This is a genomic window from Carnobacterium sp. AT7 (genome assembly GCF_000171855.1).
Classification (GTDB): Bacteria; Bacillota; Bacilli; order Lactobacillales; family Carnobacteriaceae; genus Carnobacterium_B; species Carnobacterium_B jeotgali.
In genome coordinates, this window is record NZ_ABHH01000015.1 from 22,034 (window position 1) to 40,050 (window position 18,017).

An 18,017-nucleotide genomic window follows, 5' to 3' on the forward strand; every position below is an offset into this window, starting at 1 on the left:
AATAAACAAGCCGTAGTGAAATGATACAGAAATAGACATACTCAACAATTACTTAAAAAACAAATCAAACGGGAAAAGAACTTCCCGTTTATTTGTTTTAACTTTTGAATCGCTTATTTCTGTACTTTTCTTAGACAGCTGATAAAAAAGCCATCTGTTCCAAAATCATGCGGATAAAGTTGAAGAGATCCATTTTTTATACATCTAGTTAGCGAGTCTTCAACTTTGACAGAAACTTGTTCAAAGTCAGTGTGTAACGATAAAAACTTGTCAACTGTATCTTTATTTTCCTCATTTGCTATTGTACACGTACTGTAAACTAAAAGTCCACCTACTTTTAGTTTTGGAGCGACTTGTTCTAAAATACCCAACTGAACTTTTTGCAAATTTAATAAGTCTTTTTCTTTTTTAGTATACTTAATATCTGGTTTACGTCTCATTAATCCTAGACCAGAACAAGGCGCATCAACTAATATGCGATCAAACTGTTCATCAGAAAACTCTTGGTCTACATTTCTAGCATCCAGTTTCATTGCTGTAACAACATCTTCAACATGCATTCTTTTGGCGTTTTCAGTAATCAAAGCTACTTTATGCTCATGCAGATCAAGTGCCGTTACTTTTCCGCCTTCTTCAGCAGATAAATATGAAGCAATATGAGTTGTTTTTCCACCTGGCGCAGCACAAGCATCTAAAACTTGATGATGTGGTTCTAGTTGTAAAGCAGGCGCAACTAGTTGAGAAGATTCATCTTGAATCGTTAATTGACCTGATTGAAATAAAGGAGAGGAAGCAAAATGTCCACCATCACTGACGATACCAACTGGTGAAATAGCACTTTTACGAACGTCAAATCCTTCTTCTTCCATAGCTTCTAAAGCTTCTTCCACTGTCAAAAACTTCTCATTTACTCGAGCGCTTGAATGGCTCGGACGAAGCAGAGATTCACCCATTTTTTTAGTTTCTTCTAAGCCAATGTCCTCAGTGAATTTTTCGACTAGCCATTTTGGCATGCTCAATTCAATGCTTAAACGTTCCATAGGATCCTTAATTGTTTCAATGCTAGAGAAACCTTTACGATCAGCGTTTCTTAAAACGCCGTTAATAAATTTACTGATTCCGATATGCCCTTTTTTCTTAGCTACTTCAACTGCTTCAAATAAAATCGCATGTACCGGTATTTTATCTAAATAAATCATTTGATAAATTGACAATCTTAATAGATTGCGAACCCAGATATCAATTTTTTTATCTTCAGCTAGAAATGAAGATAAATAAAAATCTAAAGTTAATTTCCGTTGCAAAACGCCATATACCAATTCGGTTAATAAGCGAGCATCAGCTGCACTCAACTTATTTTTTTGAATCGCCTCGTTAATAAGCAAATTAGAATATGAACCCGTTTTATCAGTCCGTTCTAAAATTGACATAGCTAAATAACGACTTGTTTTTTTGACATTTCTTTTTTGTGGCTCTTGATTAGTTTCCATATACCCCTACCATTTCTCCAACTTTTAGTTGGTTTCCTACTCCACTTAAGAAAGCCATAACAGTCATTTTACTTTTCCCAGCTGGTTGGACTTCGTTGATTTTTAAAACGGTTTGATTTCCACATGCCAAATAGATTGCCTCTTTTTCGATTCGTATAATCGTTCCAGGAGCAGCCGTTGTTACTTCTTCAGTAGGCGTTACATCCCATAATTTTAGTCTATTTCCTTCTAACTCCGTATACGCTACCGGCCAAGGACGCATGCCGCGAACTTGAAAATCTACTTCAGTTGCTGTTTTATTCCAATCTATCATCTCTTCTTCACGCTTAATATTGGGTGAAAAAGTAACTTTTGCTTCATCTTGTTTTACCGGTGTAATGTCTCCTGCTAATAATTTAGGCAAAGTATCCATTAATAATTCTTTACCTAACAGACTTAATCGATCAAATAATGTCCCAACATCATCATCTCTGGTAATTTCTAATGATTTTTGTGAAAGAATATCTCCTGCATCCATTTTTTTCTCCATATACATAATAGAAACGCCGGTCTCTTTTTCTCCTTGCATAAGAGCATAGTGAACAGGAGCTCCACCGCGATATTTAGGCAGTAATGAAGCATGCACATTAATCGCTCCGTATTTAGGAACTGATAATAATTTTTGCGGTAAAAATTGCCCAAATGCTGCAGTAACGATTAAATCTGGCTCTAGTGCAATTAGTGCATCCATTTCGGGTGAACCTGAAATTTTTTCTGGTTGAAAAATAGGCAATCCATGCTTAACTGCTGCAGCTTTGACTGGTGAAGCAGTTAATACTTTTTTTCTACCCACAGGTCTATCCGGTTGGGATACAACAGCAATCACTTCATATTCTGAATCAATTAATGCTTCAAGTATTGGGACTGAAAAAGCAGGAGTCCCCATAAATATGATTTTTATCATTCTAAATTCGCCTCCATATAACTTTCTAAATCTTCTGGGTTAATCTTTTGAATGATTTTATCAGTAAATAACTTTCCATCCAAGTGCTCCAACTCATGCTGAAAAGCACGTGAGAGGTAGTCATCTGCTTCGACTTCAAACTCATCCCCATTGCGATCGTAGTACCTTAAAACAATTGTATCTGCTCTTTTTATCGTCCCAAATACTTCTGGAAAACTTAAACAGCCTTCAACGTCAATTGTTTCCCCAGTAGCATGTACGATTCGCGGATTAATCATCTCATACAAGCCTGATTCTTCATCAATTTCTACGATAGCTAGTCTAAGATTGCTATTTACTTGTGGAGCAGCAATCCCAATTCCATCATTTGCAACCATTGTTTCATACATATCTTCCAATAGTTGAACAATTTCATCTGTAATTTCTGTTACTTCTTTTGTAGGTGTAATCAGCATTGGATCAGGGTATTTTAGAATCGGTAAAACGGACATAATTAGCCTTCTTTCTTTTCGTTTCTTTAGCTGAATCGAGTGTATCTGTTAGATAAAATTCATTGGTTCAGAGTCAATAGCAATCTGTAACCCTTTAGCCATTTCTCGTTGTGATTCCATTAAAATACTTTGCAGAATCGCTTTTAAATGCGGTTCACTCTTATATTTAATAATTGTTTGATAATAATACCGGTTATTCATGCGGGCAACAGCTTTTGGTGTTGGACCCAACAAGATGGTTTCTGGTTGTAATTGCGGTTTAATAAATTGAACGATTTGTTGCATTTTCTTCGCTGCTTCAAGTTCTTTCTCATGACTGGTCGTAATCAAAATCGTATAGAAATAAGGCGGATAGTTTCCACGGTGCCTTAATGACATCTCTTTTTTATAAAATGTATCGTAGTCGTGATCTTTTGCTAACTGAATTGCATAGTGTTCAGGATTAAAGGTTTGGACGATTACTTCACCGGTTAGCTCTGCTCTTCCAGCACGTCCACTCACTTGTGTTAATAACTGAAACGTTCGCTCACTGGCTCTAAAGTCTGGGAGACCTAAACCTGTGTCTGCATTTAAAACGCCAACAAGTGTGATATTAGGAAAGTCTAACCCTTTTGCAATCATTTGTGTGCCTAGTAAAATGTCTGCCTCACCTTTACCAAAAGAAGCTAATAATTTCTCATGTGCTCCTTTTTTCCGTGTTGTGTCGACATCCATACGGATTACTTTTGCTTCAGGCAAAACGTCTTTTAGTTCTTCTTCAATTTTTTGTGTTCCCGTACCATAATACCGAATCTTGTTGCTTTTACAACTTGGACAAGTATGCGGAATCTTTTCCTCATGACCACAATAATGGCATTTCATTGTCTTTGTATCCATATGCAACGTCAACGAAATATCACAATTTGGACAAGGTAAAACAAATCCACAATCCCGACACATGACAAAAGAAGAATAACCGCGTCGATTCAATAGCAAAACAATCTGCTCTTTTTTTGCTATTCGATCTCGAATTTTTTCTTGTAAAAGCATGGAAAAACTGCTGCGATTTGCTTGTTTAGCTTCCTCTCTCATGTCTACAATTTCAACATCAGGCAATTCTTTTTTATTCACTCGAGTTGGCAATTCCAATAATGTATAAACTTTTTTTTGAGCTCTAGCCCTTGATTCTAATGAAGGCGTCGCACTCCCTAAAATAACCGGACAATTGTGGTAATTTGCTCTCCAAACTGCTACATCTCTAGCATGATATCTGGGGTTCTCATCTTGCTTATAAGTCGCTTCATGCTCTTCATCGATAATGATGACTCCGATGTTTTTAACCGGGGCAAAAATAGAGGAACGAGCTCCTACGACTACACGTGCTTCGCCTCGTTCAATCTTACGCCATTCGTCATATTTTTCGCCAACAGATAAACCACTGTGTAGCACCGCTACTTCTTCTCCAAATCGGCCTTTAAAATGATTGACCATTTGAGGCGTTAAAGCTATTTCAGGCACAAGCATCAATGCACTCTTATTATTTTGAAGTGTTTGGGCAATAGTTTGTAAATAAATTTCGGTTTTGCCGCTACCCGTTACCCCTTTTAACAAAAATACTTCTGGTCGTTCCTCAGAAACAGCTTTTAATATAGGCTGAATTGCTTTTTCTTGTCCTTCATTCAGTTGGAAAGATACCGTCTGTTTAAACGAATGATCTTTAAAAGGGTCACGGTAAACTTCGACTTCTTTAATTGTCAACCAGCCTTTTTTCTCCCCTGCTCGAATATCCGTTGTAGTAAGAGTTGTTGCAGTAGTAATATCACTCACATTGATTGTTTGATCATTTAGCGACTGTAGAACATCTAAAAGCAATCGTTTTTTTGGACCACGTTTGCCTAAAGCAATTTTCTCATCCTCTAATTGTTCAAAAGACAAACTAGCTTGAATCGTTCGTTTCTTCTTTGTCTTTGCTTGGTTTTTGACTTCATAGATTACTTCAACAGCTTCTTTTTTCTTCAACTCAATCAGCTGTGGTAAAATGGCTCTTTCTTCTGCTTCATCCCAACTGATTTCATTTTTCCCTTTAAACAACTCAAAAAATAACTCTTCTGGAATTTCGTCAATCAATCGGATTCTTTTTTCATATTTCGCTTTCAATATTGCTGGCAACATTGTTTGGTAACACGTTATCTGAAAAGCATAGGTTTTGCTAGCCATCGCTTTTCCTAACAGCAGCATTTCTTCGTCAAGAACCGCTGTTAGATCCATCAACCCAACAATTGGTTTTAACTCGCCTTCATAATCTGTTGAGTGAGTAATTTCTACAACAAAACCTTGGACTTGTCTCGTCCCCTTACCAAAGGGAACAGCAACACGCATTCCTCGAACAATGTCTTGTTCGAATTCTTCTGGAATACGGTAGTCATAAGGTTTGTTCGTCTGCATTGTTGGAACATCCACAATTACTTTAGCAATTGAAACCACTCATTCTCACACCTTTATTTTTTCATTTTAGTAAGAGCAACAGCTAAAATTTCCTCAGCTATCATCTGTTTACTTTTCACTGTTAATTCGATAGGTTTTTCATCTACCATAAAAATAGTGACTTCATTTGTATCTTTGTTGAATCCTGCATGTGCTTTAGATACGTCATTTGCCACAATCATATCGGCATTTTTCTTAATCAATTTTCCTCTAGCGTATTCCTCAACATTCGTTGTTTCTGCAGCAAATCCTATTAAAAATTGTTCTTTCTTTTGGCTACCAAGTGTAGCTAGTATATCCGTATTTTTTATTAAAGCAAGTGTCATTTCTTGCTCATTTTTCTTGATTTTATTCGTTTCGACTTTTTTTGGACGATAGTCAGATACTGCAGCTGCCATAATAATAATGGAGGCTTTATCAAATTCTTTATTAATAGCCTGGTGCATTTGTTCTGCCGTTTCAACTTGGATTAACGTTACGCCATATGGTTTTTGTAATACTTTAGACGTCGAAATCAAACAAACATCAGCTCCTAGATTACGTGCAGCAATTGCTAAACTATAACCCATTTTCCCTGATGAATCATTTGTAATGAAGCGAACAGGATCAATTCGTTCTTTTGTTCCTCCAGCAGTTATAACGACTTTTTTATTTTTTAATGGCAAATCCATTTCTTTATTTAATAAAAATGCTTGAACCGTTTCAATAATTTTTTCTGGTTCAGGAAAACGGCCTTTGCCTTCATAACCTTCAGCTAAGAAACCTGTATCAGTTTCCATAATAAAATGCCCGTCAGCTTCTAGTAGTTGCATATTTCTAACTGTTGCCGCATTTTCAAGCATATGTTGATTCATAGCGGGAACAATAAAAATAGGTGCTGTCGTAGCCAATAATGCTGTAGTCACGAAATTATCCGCAATACCTTGTGCAATTTTAGCAATTGTATTGGCCGTTGCTGGCGCTACAATTGCTAAATCAGACCAATCAGCTAAGTGGATATGACTGACTTTATCTCCCTCACGTTCATCAAAAGTATCTGTATACACATGGTGCTTACTTAATATTTGAAAGGTCAACGGTGTAACAAATTCAGTTGCAGACATTGTCATTGCTACTTTCACAGTAGCTCCTGCTTTTATTAAGCGTCTTACCAAATCAGAGACTTTATAAACTGCAATCCCTCCGGTAACATACACTGCTACTTTCTTTCCTTTTAACAACTGATAACCCCCCTGATAGAGCCTTGAAATTAGTGATGTTTCTCTTCTTTATTTTACTAGAAATAGAACCATTTGTCTTAACTATCCTATAATTCTTAGCATTAACCCATTCTGATTGCATTTATTTTCAAGACAAAAGTGCTTCAAAGTAAGAAAAACATTACTTTGAAGCACTTTAAGTTAGATATCTTATTCTTCTGGTCCAACAGTTATTGGATCAATAACTAAATCACCATTATTAATTTCTTCTAAAGCACGTCCAACATTTTTGTGTGAACGGTATTTTTCTAACATTGGCATTGAACCTTCATCAAGTTCATGTGCTCGTTTGCTTGCTAATGTAACCAATGAATACTTAGATTCAATTTTTTCTAATAAGCTATCAATAGATGGTTCTAACATCATGATTTTTACAACTCCTCGATCATTTTTTTATAACGCTGTATGACGCGTGAAACTTTTAAGTGTTCACTTTCAATGATTTGCTTGATTTTTCTTACAGCATTTTCAACTTTATCATTTTCAACCGCATAATCATAATAACGCATTAAATCAATTTCTTCAATTGCTTTTGTCATACGTTGTTCAATTATAGCCATTTCGTCTGTCCCACGACCAACGATGCGCGATTTTAATTCTTTTAAATCTGGTGGTGTTAAAAAGATAAATATTCCTTCAGGCATTTTTTCACGAACTTGAAGGGCTCCTTGAACTTCTATTTCTAAAAACACGTCTTTACCGCTTTGTAACGTTTTTTCAACGTATTCAAGTGGAGTCCCGTAGTAGTTTCCTACATATTCAGCATATTCCAACAATCCTCCACTTTCAATTAAAGCTTCAAATTCTTTTTTTGTTCTGAAAAAGTAATCTACTTCATCTATTTCCCCTACTCTTTGCTTGCGAGTTGTCATTGAAATTGAATAATCAAAATCGTTGTCGTCGCTTTCAAATATTGCCTGTCTTACTGTCCCTTTTCCTACGCCAGATGGTCCAGAAAGAACAATTAAAAGTCCACGTTCAGTCATGTCAAAATCCTTCCTATCCTTAAAATGTTCGAAATATTTCTTACCCATTATCCAGATTCAACAAATTCCATTTTGTTTAAGTATTTAAAAATTGTTTAAGAACATCCATTTCCTCATTTGTGAACGTGATACCTTTTCCCATTTTTTCATGGTCAGGACTCCATTCACGAATGTCAAACTTAGGAGGATTTTCATTCCAACGCACTAAATTTAATTCTTTGCGCCATCCTTTAGTGTTTTCAGAAAGAACTGCTAATTCTTCCAAAATCTCAAATGAAATTTTTTGATTCATTATAAACACCTCAACAATCTATATCTACTTCTCATTTTTATCTGTTAAAGATAACTTATTCTCCAGTTTAGCATAAAATCCCATTTTCTTATAGCTTTTTATTTTTTTAGGTACTAATTCTATTTTTTAATTCCCCATTTACTAAGCCATACCAATCACGTTTCCCCAAAAAAATAAACATCAATTCAAGGATAAAACCCCTGATTTGATGTTTATTTTCACTTTTTTAACCCATGTCTTTAACTTTCATCAATCGAGTAATCGCAGCTCGTTCACTTTCATCTAATTTCATTTGAATGAAATAGATGGTTTCTTCATAACGAGGAATCGTCATGTATTCTAGAGCATTTACTCGACGACGAGTTTTTTCAATCTCATCAGCCATTAATTGACATGTCTTTTCTATTTCAGACAATTCCAATAGTTGTTTGAGCACATCTGCCATTTGCTCAATAGATGTATCTAATTCACTATTAGAATTAAGGTAACCATAGACCAATTCTTCAGAGTCTTCATTATCATCGTACTTGAAATTCATTACAGGCACTTTTACACTCATAATATTTTTTTCATACAAATCAAGACTAACACTCCGAGGTGGGATAGCTACTAACTCTTCAATAAATTTTTCGTTCAAGAGTGCTTTAGCCATTACAAAAGATTGCATCGCTTTGGTCAACTTCGTTTCAACTTCTGCACGTAACTCATTATTTCTTCGAATCAATAAAATAAATTGTCTCATTAATTCATCTTGTTTATCTTTTAATAATTTGTGTCCGCGATTTGCTGTACTTAGTTTTGCTTTTAATGTCGCTAATTCCATTCTTGTGGGATTTACATTTAACTTTACCATTTAGACTTACTCCCCTTTCGGCAGGTATTCGTCTAACATATCGTCTTTAATACGTTTCAATTCAGTCCGTGGCAGAATAGATAACAATTCCCATCCTAAGTCCAATGTTTCCTCAATTGTACGATTTGTGTAATTCCCTTGATTCACATACTCTTTTTCAAAACGATTCGCAAATTCTGCAAACATTTTATCTTCTGCTGATAATGCAGAATCTCCTAAAACAACCGCAAGCTCTTTCGCTTGTTTTCCTTGAGCGTAAGCAGCGAATAATTGGTTCATCGTTGCTGCATGGTCTTTTCTAGTCTTACCTTCACCTGTTCCTTTATCTTTCAAACGAGAAAGAGAAGGCAGTACATCAATTGGTGGTTGAACACCACTATTGTATAGTTCACGAGACAAAATCAATTGTCCTTCAGTGATGTATCCTGTTAAATCTGGAATCGGATGAGTTTTATCATCTTCCGGCATTGTTAAAATAGGAATTTGAGTTACTGATCCTTTTCCTCCTACAAGGCGACCCGCACGTTCATATAAGGTAGCCAAGTTAGTATAAAGATATCCAGGGTAACCACGACGACCAGGAACTTCACGACGTGCTGCTGAAATTTCACGTAAAGCTTCACAGTAGTTTGTCATATCAGTCATAATAACTAGTACATGCATATCTTTTTCATAAGCTAAATATTCTGCTGCAGTCAATGCCATTTTAGGCGTTGCGATCCGTTCAATAGCTGGATCATCCGCTAAATTGATAAACATAACTGAACGGTCGATTGCGCCAGTTTTACGGAAGTCTTCCATAAAGAACTCGGCTTCTTCAAAAGTGATTCCAATAGCTGCAAAGACAACGGCAAATTTTTCATCTGAATTTTTTACAGTCGCTTGACGAGCAATTTGAGCGGCTAATTCTTTGTGTGGCAGACCAGAACCTGAAAATACAGGCAATTTTTGTCCACGAACTAATGTATTCAAATGGTCAATAGAAGAAATACCTGTTTGAATAAATTCATCTGGATAGTCACGAGCCATTGGATTGATTGCTTCACCATTGATATCTAAGGTTTTTTCAGGAATTAATTCTGGGCCATTATCATTTACACGTCCCATTCCATCAAATACACGCCCAACCATATCTTCAGAAACATCTAAAGATAACGGTCTTCCTAAAAAGCGGACTTTTGTATCTTTCAAGTTGATTCCGCTTGATCCTTCAAAAATCTGAACCATAGCTTTATCGCCATCAATTTCAAGTACTTGTCCACGTCTTTTTTCGCCATTTTGCATTTGTATTTCAACTAACTCATCAAATTTGACACCTTCTACGCCTTCAACAGCCATCAAAGGTCCTACAACTTCATTTATTGTGCGATATTCTTTAAGCATCTATTCCATACCTCCTTTTGAAACAACTTCATGTATAGCCTCTTTAATGTCATTTCTTAACACTTCAAATTTACTGATTTGTTCTTCAGGGAAGTATTTAGATTTAGCGATTTGTTCGCGAACAGCTGATGTACCTTTCATAATTTCAGCAAAGTAAGCACCAAGTTCCATACCTGCTCTTGCTTCATCTTCAAAGTTCAAAATGGTCGCTAACATTTCGTATTGTTTTTCTCTTGAAGTATACGTATCAACATCATCAAAAGCATTTTGTTGCAAGAAGTCTTCACGAATCATTTTAGCTGTTTCTAATTTCAAACGGTCTTTTTCAGATAAAGAATCCACTCCGACTAGACGTACAATTTCATCTAATTCAGACTCATCTTGTAAAAGTGCTTTTGTTCTTGTAACCATAGCAGACCAATCTTTATCAAGAGCTTTTCCTATATAAGCATTTAATTCATTTGAGTAAAGAGAATAAGAAGTCAACCAATCAATTGAAGGGAAATGACGTCTTTGAGCCAATAAATTATCTAAGCTCCAAAAAACTTTTACAACACGTAATGTATTTTGAGTTACCGGTTCAGATGTATCTCCTCCTGGAGGGGATACAGCACCAATAGCTGTTATACTGCCTTCTCTGCCTTCAGAACCTAATGTGATTACTTTACCCGCACGTTCGTAGTATTCTGCAATACGGCTACCTAAATAAGCGGGATACCCTTCGTCTCCTGGCATCTCTTCTAAACGTCCAGACATTTCGCGTAATGCTTCTGCCCAACGAGAAGTAGAATCCGCCATGATAGCTACACTGTAACCCATGTCACGGAAGTATTCTGCAATAGTGATTCCGGTGTATATTGAAGCTTCACGAGCCGCAACTGGCATATTAGAAGTATTGGCAATCAAAATTGTTCTTTCCATGATTGATTCTCCTGTATTAGGGTCGATCAATTCTGGAAACTCATTGATTACGTCTGTCATTTCGTTTCCACGTTCACCACAACCAACATAAACAACTAAATCAACATCCGCCCATTTTGCAATTTGATGCTGAACAACCGTTTTACCCGCTCCAAATGGACCTGGTACAGCTGCTGATCCGCCTTTAGCTACTGGGAATAACGTGTCAATAACACGTTGCCCAGTTACCATTGGTTCAACTGGATTTAATTTTTTAGCCGTTGGACGACCATGACGAACAGGCCATTTTTGCATCATCGTAAACTCTTTTACACCATCTGTAGTTTCAATACTATAAATTGTTTCATTAATATCAAATTGACCTTGTTCAATAGTTTTTATTGTTCCTTCAATACCATGTGGAACCATGATTTTATGAGAAATTACTTTAGTTTCGGGAACTGAACCTACGATATCTCCTGTAGATACTTTTTGTCCAATTTCAACAGTTGGTGTAAATTCCCATTTTTTTGTTCGATCTAAGGCTTCAATACTTACTCCGCGAACTAAAAAGTTACTTTCTGTTTTTTCCATAAATTTATCTAGAGGTCGTTGAATTCCATCAAACATTTGTGCAATCATCCCAGGAGCCAATTCAACCGATAACGCGTCTCCTGTCGTTTCAACTGGTTCTCCAGGTCCAATCATAGATGTTTCTTCATAAACTTGAATAGAGGCTACATTTCCGCGCATTTCAATGATTTCGCCTATTAGACCTAATTTGCCGACTTTACAAATATCTTGGATATTTGCTTCTTCCATTCCTTCAGCTGTAACTAAAGGACCGGAAACACTAACAATTCTTCCTATTTTCAAACTCGTAACCCCCTATAAAATATTTTGACCGACAGCTTTTTCAACATTTTCTTGAATCCGATTTTTACCAATATCTAATGATCCTAAATGATTCGGAATCAATATAATAGCAGGCGAAATCTCTTCGTCGTATCGTTTTATGGTATCTGGAATCAACTTACCTAATGGTTCAGTCAAGTAAATAATGCCATAATTTTCTGTTGCTAATCGATTGATCGTTGTTCTAGCTTCTTTTGCTTCAGATGCGAAGAAAACATCAAAGCCTAACATTTTAAATGGTAAGATAGAATCTTTATCTCCTACTACACCAATTTTATGAGCCATAGTTCATTCGCATCCTTTCTCTAATAGCTTCAATGGGAAGATTATTTTCTTTACCAACTAAAATTAGTCTTAAATTCTTCACTTCATTCTCTTTAGCATAGAGATAAGCAATCGTTGGTAAGGGACCAAAAACTTCAAGTTTAGCATCTTTTATGCGATTAATAAAAGCATTATCCGTTTCTAAATCTATTTTTTCTGGAGATAATTCTTTTGTTTCATCATTAATTGATGCTAATATAATGTTTTTATATTTAGATTCCGCAAGTTTTTTGCCTGCATTAACTAAATTATCCGCTCCTATTTGTACTAGTTGATCCTTAGGTATAGTCCCAGAGCTGGATAGAACAGTTGTTAAAAAATTACGTGTTCTTTTTTGTCGAATCGCTCTTGTTAAAGTAGAGAGATTATTCAAATCAATATAAAAAGTCACTAGATCTAAAATCTTAGCATCATCCAGACTTTCTGCCAGGTGCCTTAAATGAGTAAAATAACGGCGATCTAGAATAATATCAACGGCTTGGCTATCTTTATATTCCTCATAAGCATCAGTTGCTTCTTGGATACTGATTAAATAATCGTTATCTAAATCGCTTGAACTCTTTGTTTCGACTGCTTGTCTTAATACTGAAGTAGGTACGCTGCCTATATCTATAAGCAATGTATCGAAATCTTTTTTAGTAACCATTTCTTTTAACAAAACTTTTAAATTATGATAAGAGTAACGCAATGAAAATAACTCAATTAACTTAGGATTAGGAGAAATTTTAAATAAATCAGTATAGACAGACTGCAATTCATTCATCAACAGCGTATCATAATTTTTAGTCTCCTTTAACTCTTCAACATCATTTCGATAAGGAGTATCTTTTAAAACATTCACTGCTTCTTCAAAATTGCTTGCTTGTAACATCCGTTCATATTGATCATTTCTAAGGAGACTACTTTCATATACGCGAATGCGTGTATTTGCGCCAACAAAGTCTGTTGATTTCATTTTTTCCTCTCCTTTTTAATCAAATAATTGTTTTGAAACTGATGAAACAAGTTGTCCCTTAATATCTTTAACCAATTCATCAAAAAGATAGTTGTATTCTATTCCGGTCTTTTTAAGGATAAATCCATTCTTTTTAGAAATAGTTTCAGTAGACAATTGAATATTGACCTCTTCTTTAGCTACTTTATTAATCCAGTCGTCTGATACTTTATCGATAGAATATTGGCCTAGTATCAATTCAATAGATTCACTATCTTTATGCTGTTTTAGAACAGACAATAAAAACTGTTGGAACTCCGTATCAGTCCATTGATTCATTTGTTCTTCAGCTTTATTAAAAACAAGCTTTAACATTTTTTGCTTTTCAGAAAGCAATTCATTTCGCTTATTGATTTGCAACGTATGCTTGTCTTGTTCAAACTTCCTTGCCAACCGTGAATCAATTAAACTGATTTGTTTCGCTTTTTCTTCAGCTAGACTCCGAGCTGACTCTTCAAGCAACTGAGCTTTTTCAGCTTCGGCTTCTTTGATTTTTACTTGTACTTCAGCTTTTTTATTTTCAATCAAACGTTCTGTCAATAGTTTTAAATCTGACATTTCCACGCCTCCATTCTTTCTATTTTCACTATAAATGGAATCATTATGATTAAGCGTTAAATATCATTAAGAATGAAATAACAAAACCTAAAATAGCGTACGTTTCTACCATGGCTGCATACACAATCCCTTTAGTTGCATGTTCTGGTCTTTTAGCTAAGATTTGGATACCTGCAGCTGCAACACGTCCTTGTGCCACACCAGAAGTTAAACCAGTAAATGCAATAGGTAAAGAAGCCATAAACATGTACATACCTTCAGCTAAACTTGTATCTGCTCCAGTATTTAAGAAAATTAAAAATGCAATAACAAAACCGTATAAGCCTTGAGTTCCTGGTAATAACATTAAAATTAAGGATTGTCCAAATTTTTCAGGTTGTTCTGTCGTCAATGCTGCTGCTGCTTCCCCTGCAATTCCGACACCTTTAGCAGAACCAGTTCCAGCAAAGAATGTAGCAAAAGCTATACCTAAAGCTGCAAATACTAATCCACCATTTTCAATTAAATAACTTGTAAAAGTTTCCATTATAAAATTCCTCCATTTAAATTCGTTTTTTTATTTGTTGGTTCTATTTTTTAAATAAATATGTTTTTCGAAGGTTTTAAAAGGATCTAATGATCGTCCTCCACCTTCATAAAATTTACCGAAAAACTCAACATACTGAAGTCTTATTGTATGAATATAAGCACTTAAGTAGGTTAAGAAAATGTTTAATGAGTGTAAGACGATAAACAATAATGCACCTATCGTAAATTTCATTACTGGTGGGAAAATGTCTACAATAGAATTAAAAGCTACCGCAATACTTCCACCTGAAACGCCTAATGCCATTAAACGAGTATAGCTGACTAAATCTCCAACATAATTGGTTGCTCCATAAATATTATAAAGCCCTAGTCCAAAACCCATTGCTTTATTGTCAGATGCCAACATAGTTACCAATACAATTCCAATAACATTGGCAATGATTACAACTAAAGAAATCATTTGTACAAGGTCATTATTCCAAATGACCATATTGATTACTAAAAGACCAATACCTAATAAGATAAGAGCCCATGCTGTTCCATCAATATAACTAGATGATCTTTGTTGTTTACGCCATTTTAGTCCACCATTTAAAAGCAATCCATATACTAACTGGATAAAACCAAATACTACAGATAAAATCAAAATGGTTATGACATCATTCGTAATCGACAATAGTTGGAATGGCAGGTCATATCCAAAGAAACTTCCATAAATAACTCCCCAAGCAATTACTGAATAAGACAAATAGTGAAAGAGTTGGACAAAGTTCTTCATACCCTTATCAAACTTGAACACTTTAGATCCAATTAGAGTTGCCAACCAAAGTAATACTCCATACCCTAAATCTGCACTCATCATTCCAAAAAAGACAAAGTAAAATGGCATCATAAATGGAGTAGGATCGACATCATCATATTTAGGCATACTATACATTTCTGTAATACTTTCAAACGGTTTAACTAATTTACTATTTTTCAATACTACAGGTACTTTAGCATAGTTCTTAAATTTTATTTCATCCGCAAGAACGACATAACCATCTTTTCCAACATGTTCATCTAAAAGGCTGTTTAATTCCGGAATTCGTTCCTCTTCTAGCCAACCATTCAAAATAAATAAATCACTACCATTTAGTAATAAAGTTTTCCCTATTTCTCTTTCAACTAAATTGTAGTAATATTCTTCACCAAGTTGGAGATCTATGACTTTTTCTTTAAATGTTTTTATTGTGTCTTTTAATTTAGCTTCTTCTTTACGTAAATCACTAACTTCTTTAAGAACTACTTTCAATTCATCTAGAGGAGTCTGTTTATAAGGATAAAACAATTTAGATAATTGGAAACGTTCAAAAACTTCTTCCATTAAAGAGTTTAATTTTTTTGGTACTAATACTAGATAGGAAGCTTCGTCTTTATAATGAAATATTTTTTCTAAATAACTATTTTCTATTGCTTCAACTTCTTTTTCAAAGTTCTCTACGTTACCAGAAGATATACTTCCAACCGTTCCAGACATTAATTGAAAGGTTTTTAAATCATTAGGATTAAAAGTCATATTTTGCCATTTCCGAAGAAATTCTTCTTTTTCTCCAAGATTTTTTTTCTTCTGATCTAATTCAACCAGTCTTTTTTCTATTTTTCCTAACTCAATGATAGTATGATTAAGATCTGAATGACAGACATGACTTTCAAGTTCTTCGAGAGTGTACTCTTCACGACCTTTTTTCAACTTAGCAATCATACCTGGTTGAGAAATATGTTGATTTAAGAAATTTAGAGTTGCCTGAATTTCTTTTAACTTTTCTTCATACTCAACACGTTTTTGAGGCGCTGTATCGGTTGAATAGTAATCAAGAAATTCAGATTCTTCTAATGTAGATAATTCAACCATTTCAAGCTTTTGTAATTCTTGTACAGCTTTTAATAAAGAATCCTTATTTTCTTGCTCCGCTAAAAGTGTCATTTGTTTCATCTTAGCTATTGCCATAGTGAGTGCTTACCTCCTTTACAATATGATCAACAACACTGTTTTGTCTATTCTCAACAGATCGAAGTATTGCTTCGACCTCAAGAGACTGTTCTTGATCAACAGCTTGTTTTTCTATTGCTAAACGATCACGAAACAGTCCTTGTTGATCTGCTTCATACGCGTCTAATTCCTGTTGCATATTTTGACTACTTTTTTTAATTTCTTCATTAATGGATTGACTAATTTCTTGAATCTTTTTTTCTCCATTAACTTCTATTTTCTGGGCTCTTTCTTCCGCTTCTTTAACGTATTCAATTGCTTCTATACTCATTCATACACCTCCTTAAAATGCAAAAAAAGGCATCACTAAGAACTATTCTTCTCACCCCTTGAAGAATTTATCCTTGAAAGCAAATGCCCAACCATTGTTTTTTATTCAACTAAGCCTAACTTAACATAGCACTCTCTACTTGTCAAATTATAAACACCTTGACATCAACGTATAAAGCGTTTTTTCACCAACTATCTTTATACGTTTAATCTTATTTTTAGATAAAAAAGGTCCATAAATACTTAGATAAATAAAAAAAGCAAATAATCTACTTTCATTAGTATATCGACATTTTTTCTTGTTTATTAAGACATTATTAAATTTTAAATACTCCTTATTTTCTTACTTCACCAAAAGAAAATAAGGCAATAGATCCGAATCCAGTATGTGATGCAATAGTTGGACCATACGGATATACTTGTATATCTTTCACTTTGATTTTCGAGTTAATTTCTTCCTTGATCCATTCAGCTTCTTCTGGAACTCCTACATGACCAATAAAAATGGTTTGATTTTCAGGATTGATTATTCCCTCAACTGTTTTATTAATTAAATAAAGCAACGATTTTTTTCTGCCTCTTACTTTAGCAAAAGGTACTAAGCCACCCTTTTCATTCATAACTATAATTGGTTTAACATTTAAAACACTCCCTAGTGTAGCTGAAACTGAATTTACTCTCCCAGTTCGTTCAAGATGTTTGATATCGTCAACGGTTACCCATGAATGAAGTTTCATTTTGTATTCTTCTAGCCAACTAACGACCTCAGCTAAAGATTGTCCTTCTTTTTTTCTATTTACAGCTTCGTAGACTAATAACCCTTCGCCTAAACAAGCTGCTTTAGTATCGATTATCGTTATATCTACGTTATCATATTCTTCTTCTAACATTTTGACAGCTGTTACCGCATTATTATATGAACCACTTAGTGCAGAAGATAGTCCTAAAAATAGAACCGGTTGCCCTTTTTCGACATACTTCTTAAAAGTTTCCATAAATGTTCCAATATTAACTTGGGAGCTAGTAGCCATTGAACCATTTTTTAATTGCTCAAAAAAAGCATCTCTATCGAATGTTCCTCCCATATCATCTACTAAATCTTTCCCATCAATATTAATGATTAAACTAATAATTTCAATATCATTTTCTTTTATAAAATCTAATGGCAAATCACAACATGAATCTGCGATAATCTTATAATCCATTGCTAAAACCCCTTTTTTCATAAATCTATAGATTCTTCTTTTTCATTATGCCATTTTTTCAAGAAAATAGAAACTTTTAAAAAATAATTAAACAACTTGCTTTGTTGAACGTTTGTTCGTATAATATAATT

At 34.7% G+C, this 18,017-nt stretch carries 18 protein-coding genes and 1 other annotated feature; all 18 genes read right to left on the reverse strand.

Annotation, left to right across the window (positions count from 1 at the left end; all coding sequences use genetic code 11):
• Window positions 1–113 precede the first annotated feature (113 nt).
• Window positions 114–1,490, reverse strand: coding sequence for a 16S rRNA (cytosine(967)-C(5))-methyltransferase RsmB (gene rsmB, locus CAT7_RS07045; protein WP_007723764.1), 1,377 nt, complete (start codon window positions 1,488–1,490; stop codon window positions 114–116).
• The gene (gene fmt, locus CAT7_RS07050) at window positions 1,480–2,433 is read right to left on the reverse strand and encodes a methionyl-tRNA formyltransferase (RefSeq protein WP_007723766.1); all 954 of its coding nucleotides are present in this window, start codon (window positions 2,431–2,433) and stop codon (window positions 1,480–1,482) included. The genes rsmB and fmt overlap by 11 nt, the downstream gene beginning before the upstream one ends.
• Window positions 2,430–2,924: a peptide deformylase gene (gene def, locus CAT7_RS07055; RefSeq protein ID WP_007723768.1), complete on the reverse strand. Its 495-nt coding sequence runs from the start codon at window positions 2,922–2,924 to the stop codon at window positions 2,430–2,432. Before def ends, fmt begins: the two co-directional genes overlap by 4 nt.
• Window positions 2,925–2,972: 48 nt before the next feature.
• Window positions 2,973–5,387, reverse strand: a complete 2,415-nt coding sequence (priA, locus tag CAT7_RS07060) for a primosomal protein N' (protein ID WP_007723770.1) — start codon at window positions 5,385–5,387, stop codon at window positions 2,973–2,975.
• Between the two features lie 14 nt (window positions 5,388–5,401).
• A complete protein-coding gene (coaBC, locus tag CAT7_RS07065) occupies window positions 5,402–6,607 on the reverse strand; it encodes a bifunctional phosphopantothenoylcysteine decarboxylase/phosphopantothenate--cysteine ligase CoaBC (protein WP_007723771.1) in 1,206 nt (401 codons plus the stop codon).
• A gap of 189 nt (window positions 6,608–6,796) precedes the next feature.
• On the reverse strand, window positions 6,797–7,012 hold the full coding sequence (gene rpoZ / locus CAT7_RS07070) for a DNA-directed RNA polymerase subunit omega (RefSeq protein WP_007723774.1): 216 nt from the start codon (window positions 7,010–7,012) through the stop codon (window positions 6,797–6,799).
• 5 nt (window positions 7,013–7,017) lie between these two features.
• Entirely contained in the window at window positions 7,018–7,632 is a 615-nt protein-coding gene (gmk, locus tag CAT7_RS07075; RefSeq protein ID WP_007723777.1) for a guanylate kinase, read from the reverse strand.
• Window positions 7,633–7,708: 76 nt separating this feature from the next.
• A complete protein-coding gene (locus CAT7_RS07080) occupies window positions 7,709–7,924 on the reverse strand; it encodes a YdbC family protein (protein ID WP_007723781.1) in 216 nt (71 codons plus the stop codon).
• Between the two features lie 226 nt (window positions 7,925–8,150).
• Window positions 8,151–8,777 (reverse strand): V-type ATP synthase subunit D, encoded by a 627-nt coding sequence (locus CAT7_RS07085; protein WP_007723784.1) that lies wholly within the window; start codon window positions 8,775–8,777, stop codon window positions 8,151–8,153.
• Between the two features lie 6 nt (window positions 8,778–8,783).
• On the reverse strand, window positions 8,784–10,160 hold the full coding sequence (locus CAT7_RS07090; protein WP_007723787.1) for a V-type ATP synthase subunit B: 1,377 nt from the start codon (window positions 10,158–10,160) through the stop codon (window positions 8,784–8,786).
• On the reverse strand, window positions 10,161–11,936 hold the full coding sequence (locus CAT7_RS07095) for a V-type ATP synthase subunit A (protein ID WP_007723789.1): 1,776 nt from the start codon (window positions 11,934–11,936) through the stop codon (window positions 10,161–10,163).
• A gap of 12 nt (window positions 11,937–11,948) precedes the next feature.
• On the reverse strand, window positions 11,949–12,260 hold the full coding sequence (locus tag CAT7_RS07100) for a V-type ATP synthase subunit F (RefSeq protein ID WP_007723792.1): 312 nt from the start codon (window positions 12,258–12,260) through the stop codon (window positions 11,949–11,951).
• On the reverse strand, window positions 12,250–13,254 hold the full coding sequence (locus CAT7_RS07105; RefSeq protein ID WP_007723794.1) for a V-type ATP synthase subunit C: 1,005 nt from the start codon (window positions 13,252–13,254) through the stop codon (window positions 12,250–12,252). Before CAT7_RS07105 ends, CAT7_RS07100 begins: the two co-directional genes overlap by 11 nt.
• A gap of 15 nt (window positions 13,255–13,269) precedes the next feature.
• Complete coding sequence (locus CAT7_RS07110; RefSeq protein WP_007723797.1) at window positions 13,270–13,851, reverse strand: V-type ATP synthase subunit E; 582 nt, start codon at window positions 13,849–13,851, stop codon at window positions 13,270–13,272.
• Between the two features lie 49 nt (window positions 13,852–13,900).
• Window positions 13,901–14,377, reverse strand: coding sequence for a V-type ATP synthase subunit K (locus CAT7_RS07115; RefSeq protein WP_007723800.1), 477 nt, complete (start codon window positions 14,375–14,377; stop codon window positions 13,901–13,903).
• A gap of 30 nt (window positions 14,378–14,407) precedes the next feature.
• A complete protein-coding gene (locus tag CAT7_RS07120) occupies window positions 14,408–16,369 on the reverse strand; it encodes a V-type ATP synthase subunit I (protein WP_007723803.1) in 1,962 nt (653 codons plus the stop codon).
• Window positions 16,356–16,682 carry a hypothetical protein gene (locus CAT7_RS07125; protein WP_007723805.1) on the reverse strand — a complete coding sequence of 109 codons (327 nt, stop codon included), beginning with the start codon at window positions 16,680–16,682 and terminating at the stop codon, window positions 16,356–16,358. Before CAT7_RS07125 ends, CAT7_RS07120 begins: the two co-directional genes overlap by 14 nt.
• Window positions 16,683–16,727: 45 nt before the next feature.
• Window positions 16,728–16,775, reverse strand: a sequence feature (sodium ion sensor (DUF1646 type); this cis-regulatory element may regulate processes involved in with the transportation of sodium ions).
• A 241-nt stretch (window positions 16,776–17,016) separates the two neighbouring features.
• Entirely contained in the window at window positions 17,017–17,886 is an 870-nt protein-coding gene (locus CAT7_RS07130) for a DegV family protein (RefSeq protein WP_035019499.1), read from the reverse strand.
• Window positions 17,887–18,017 lie beyond the last annotated feature (131 nt).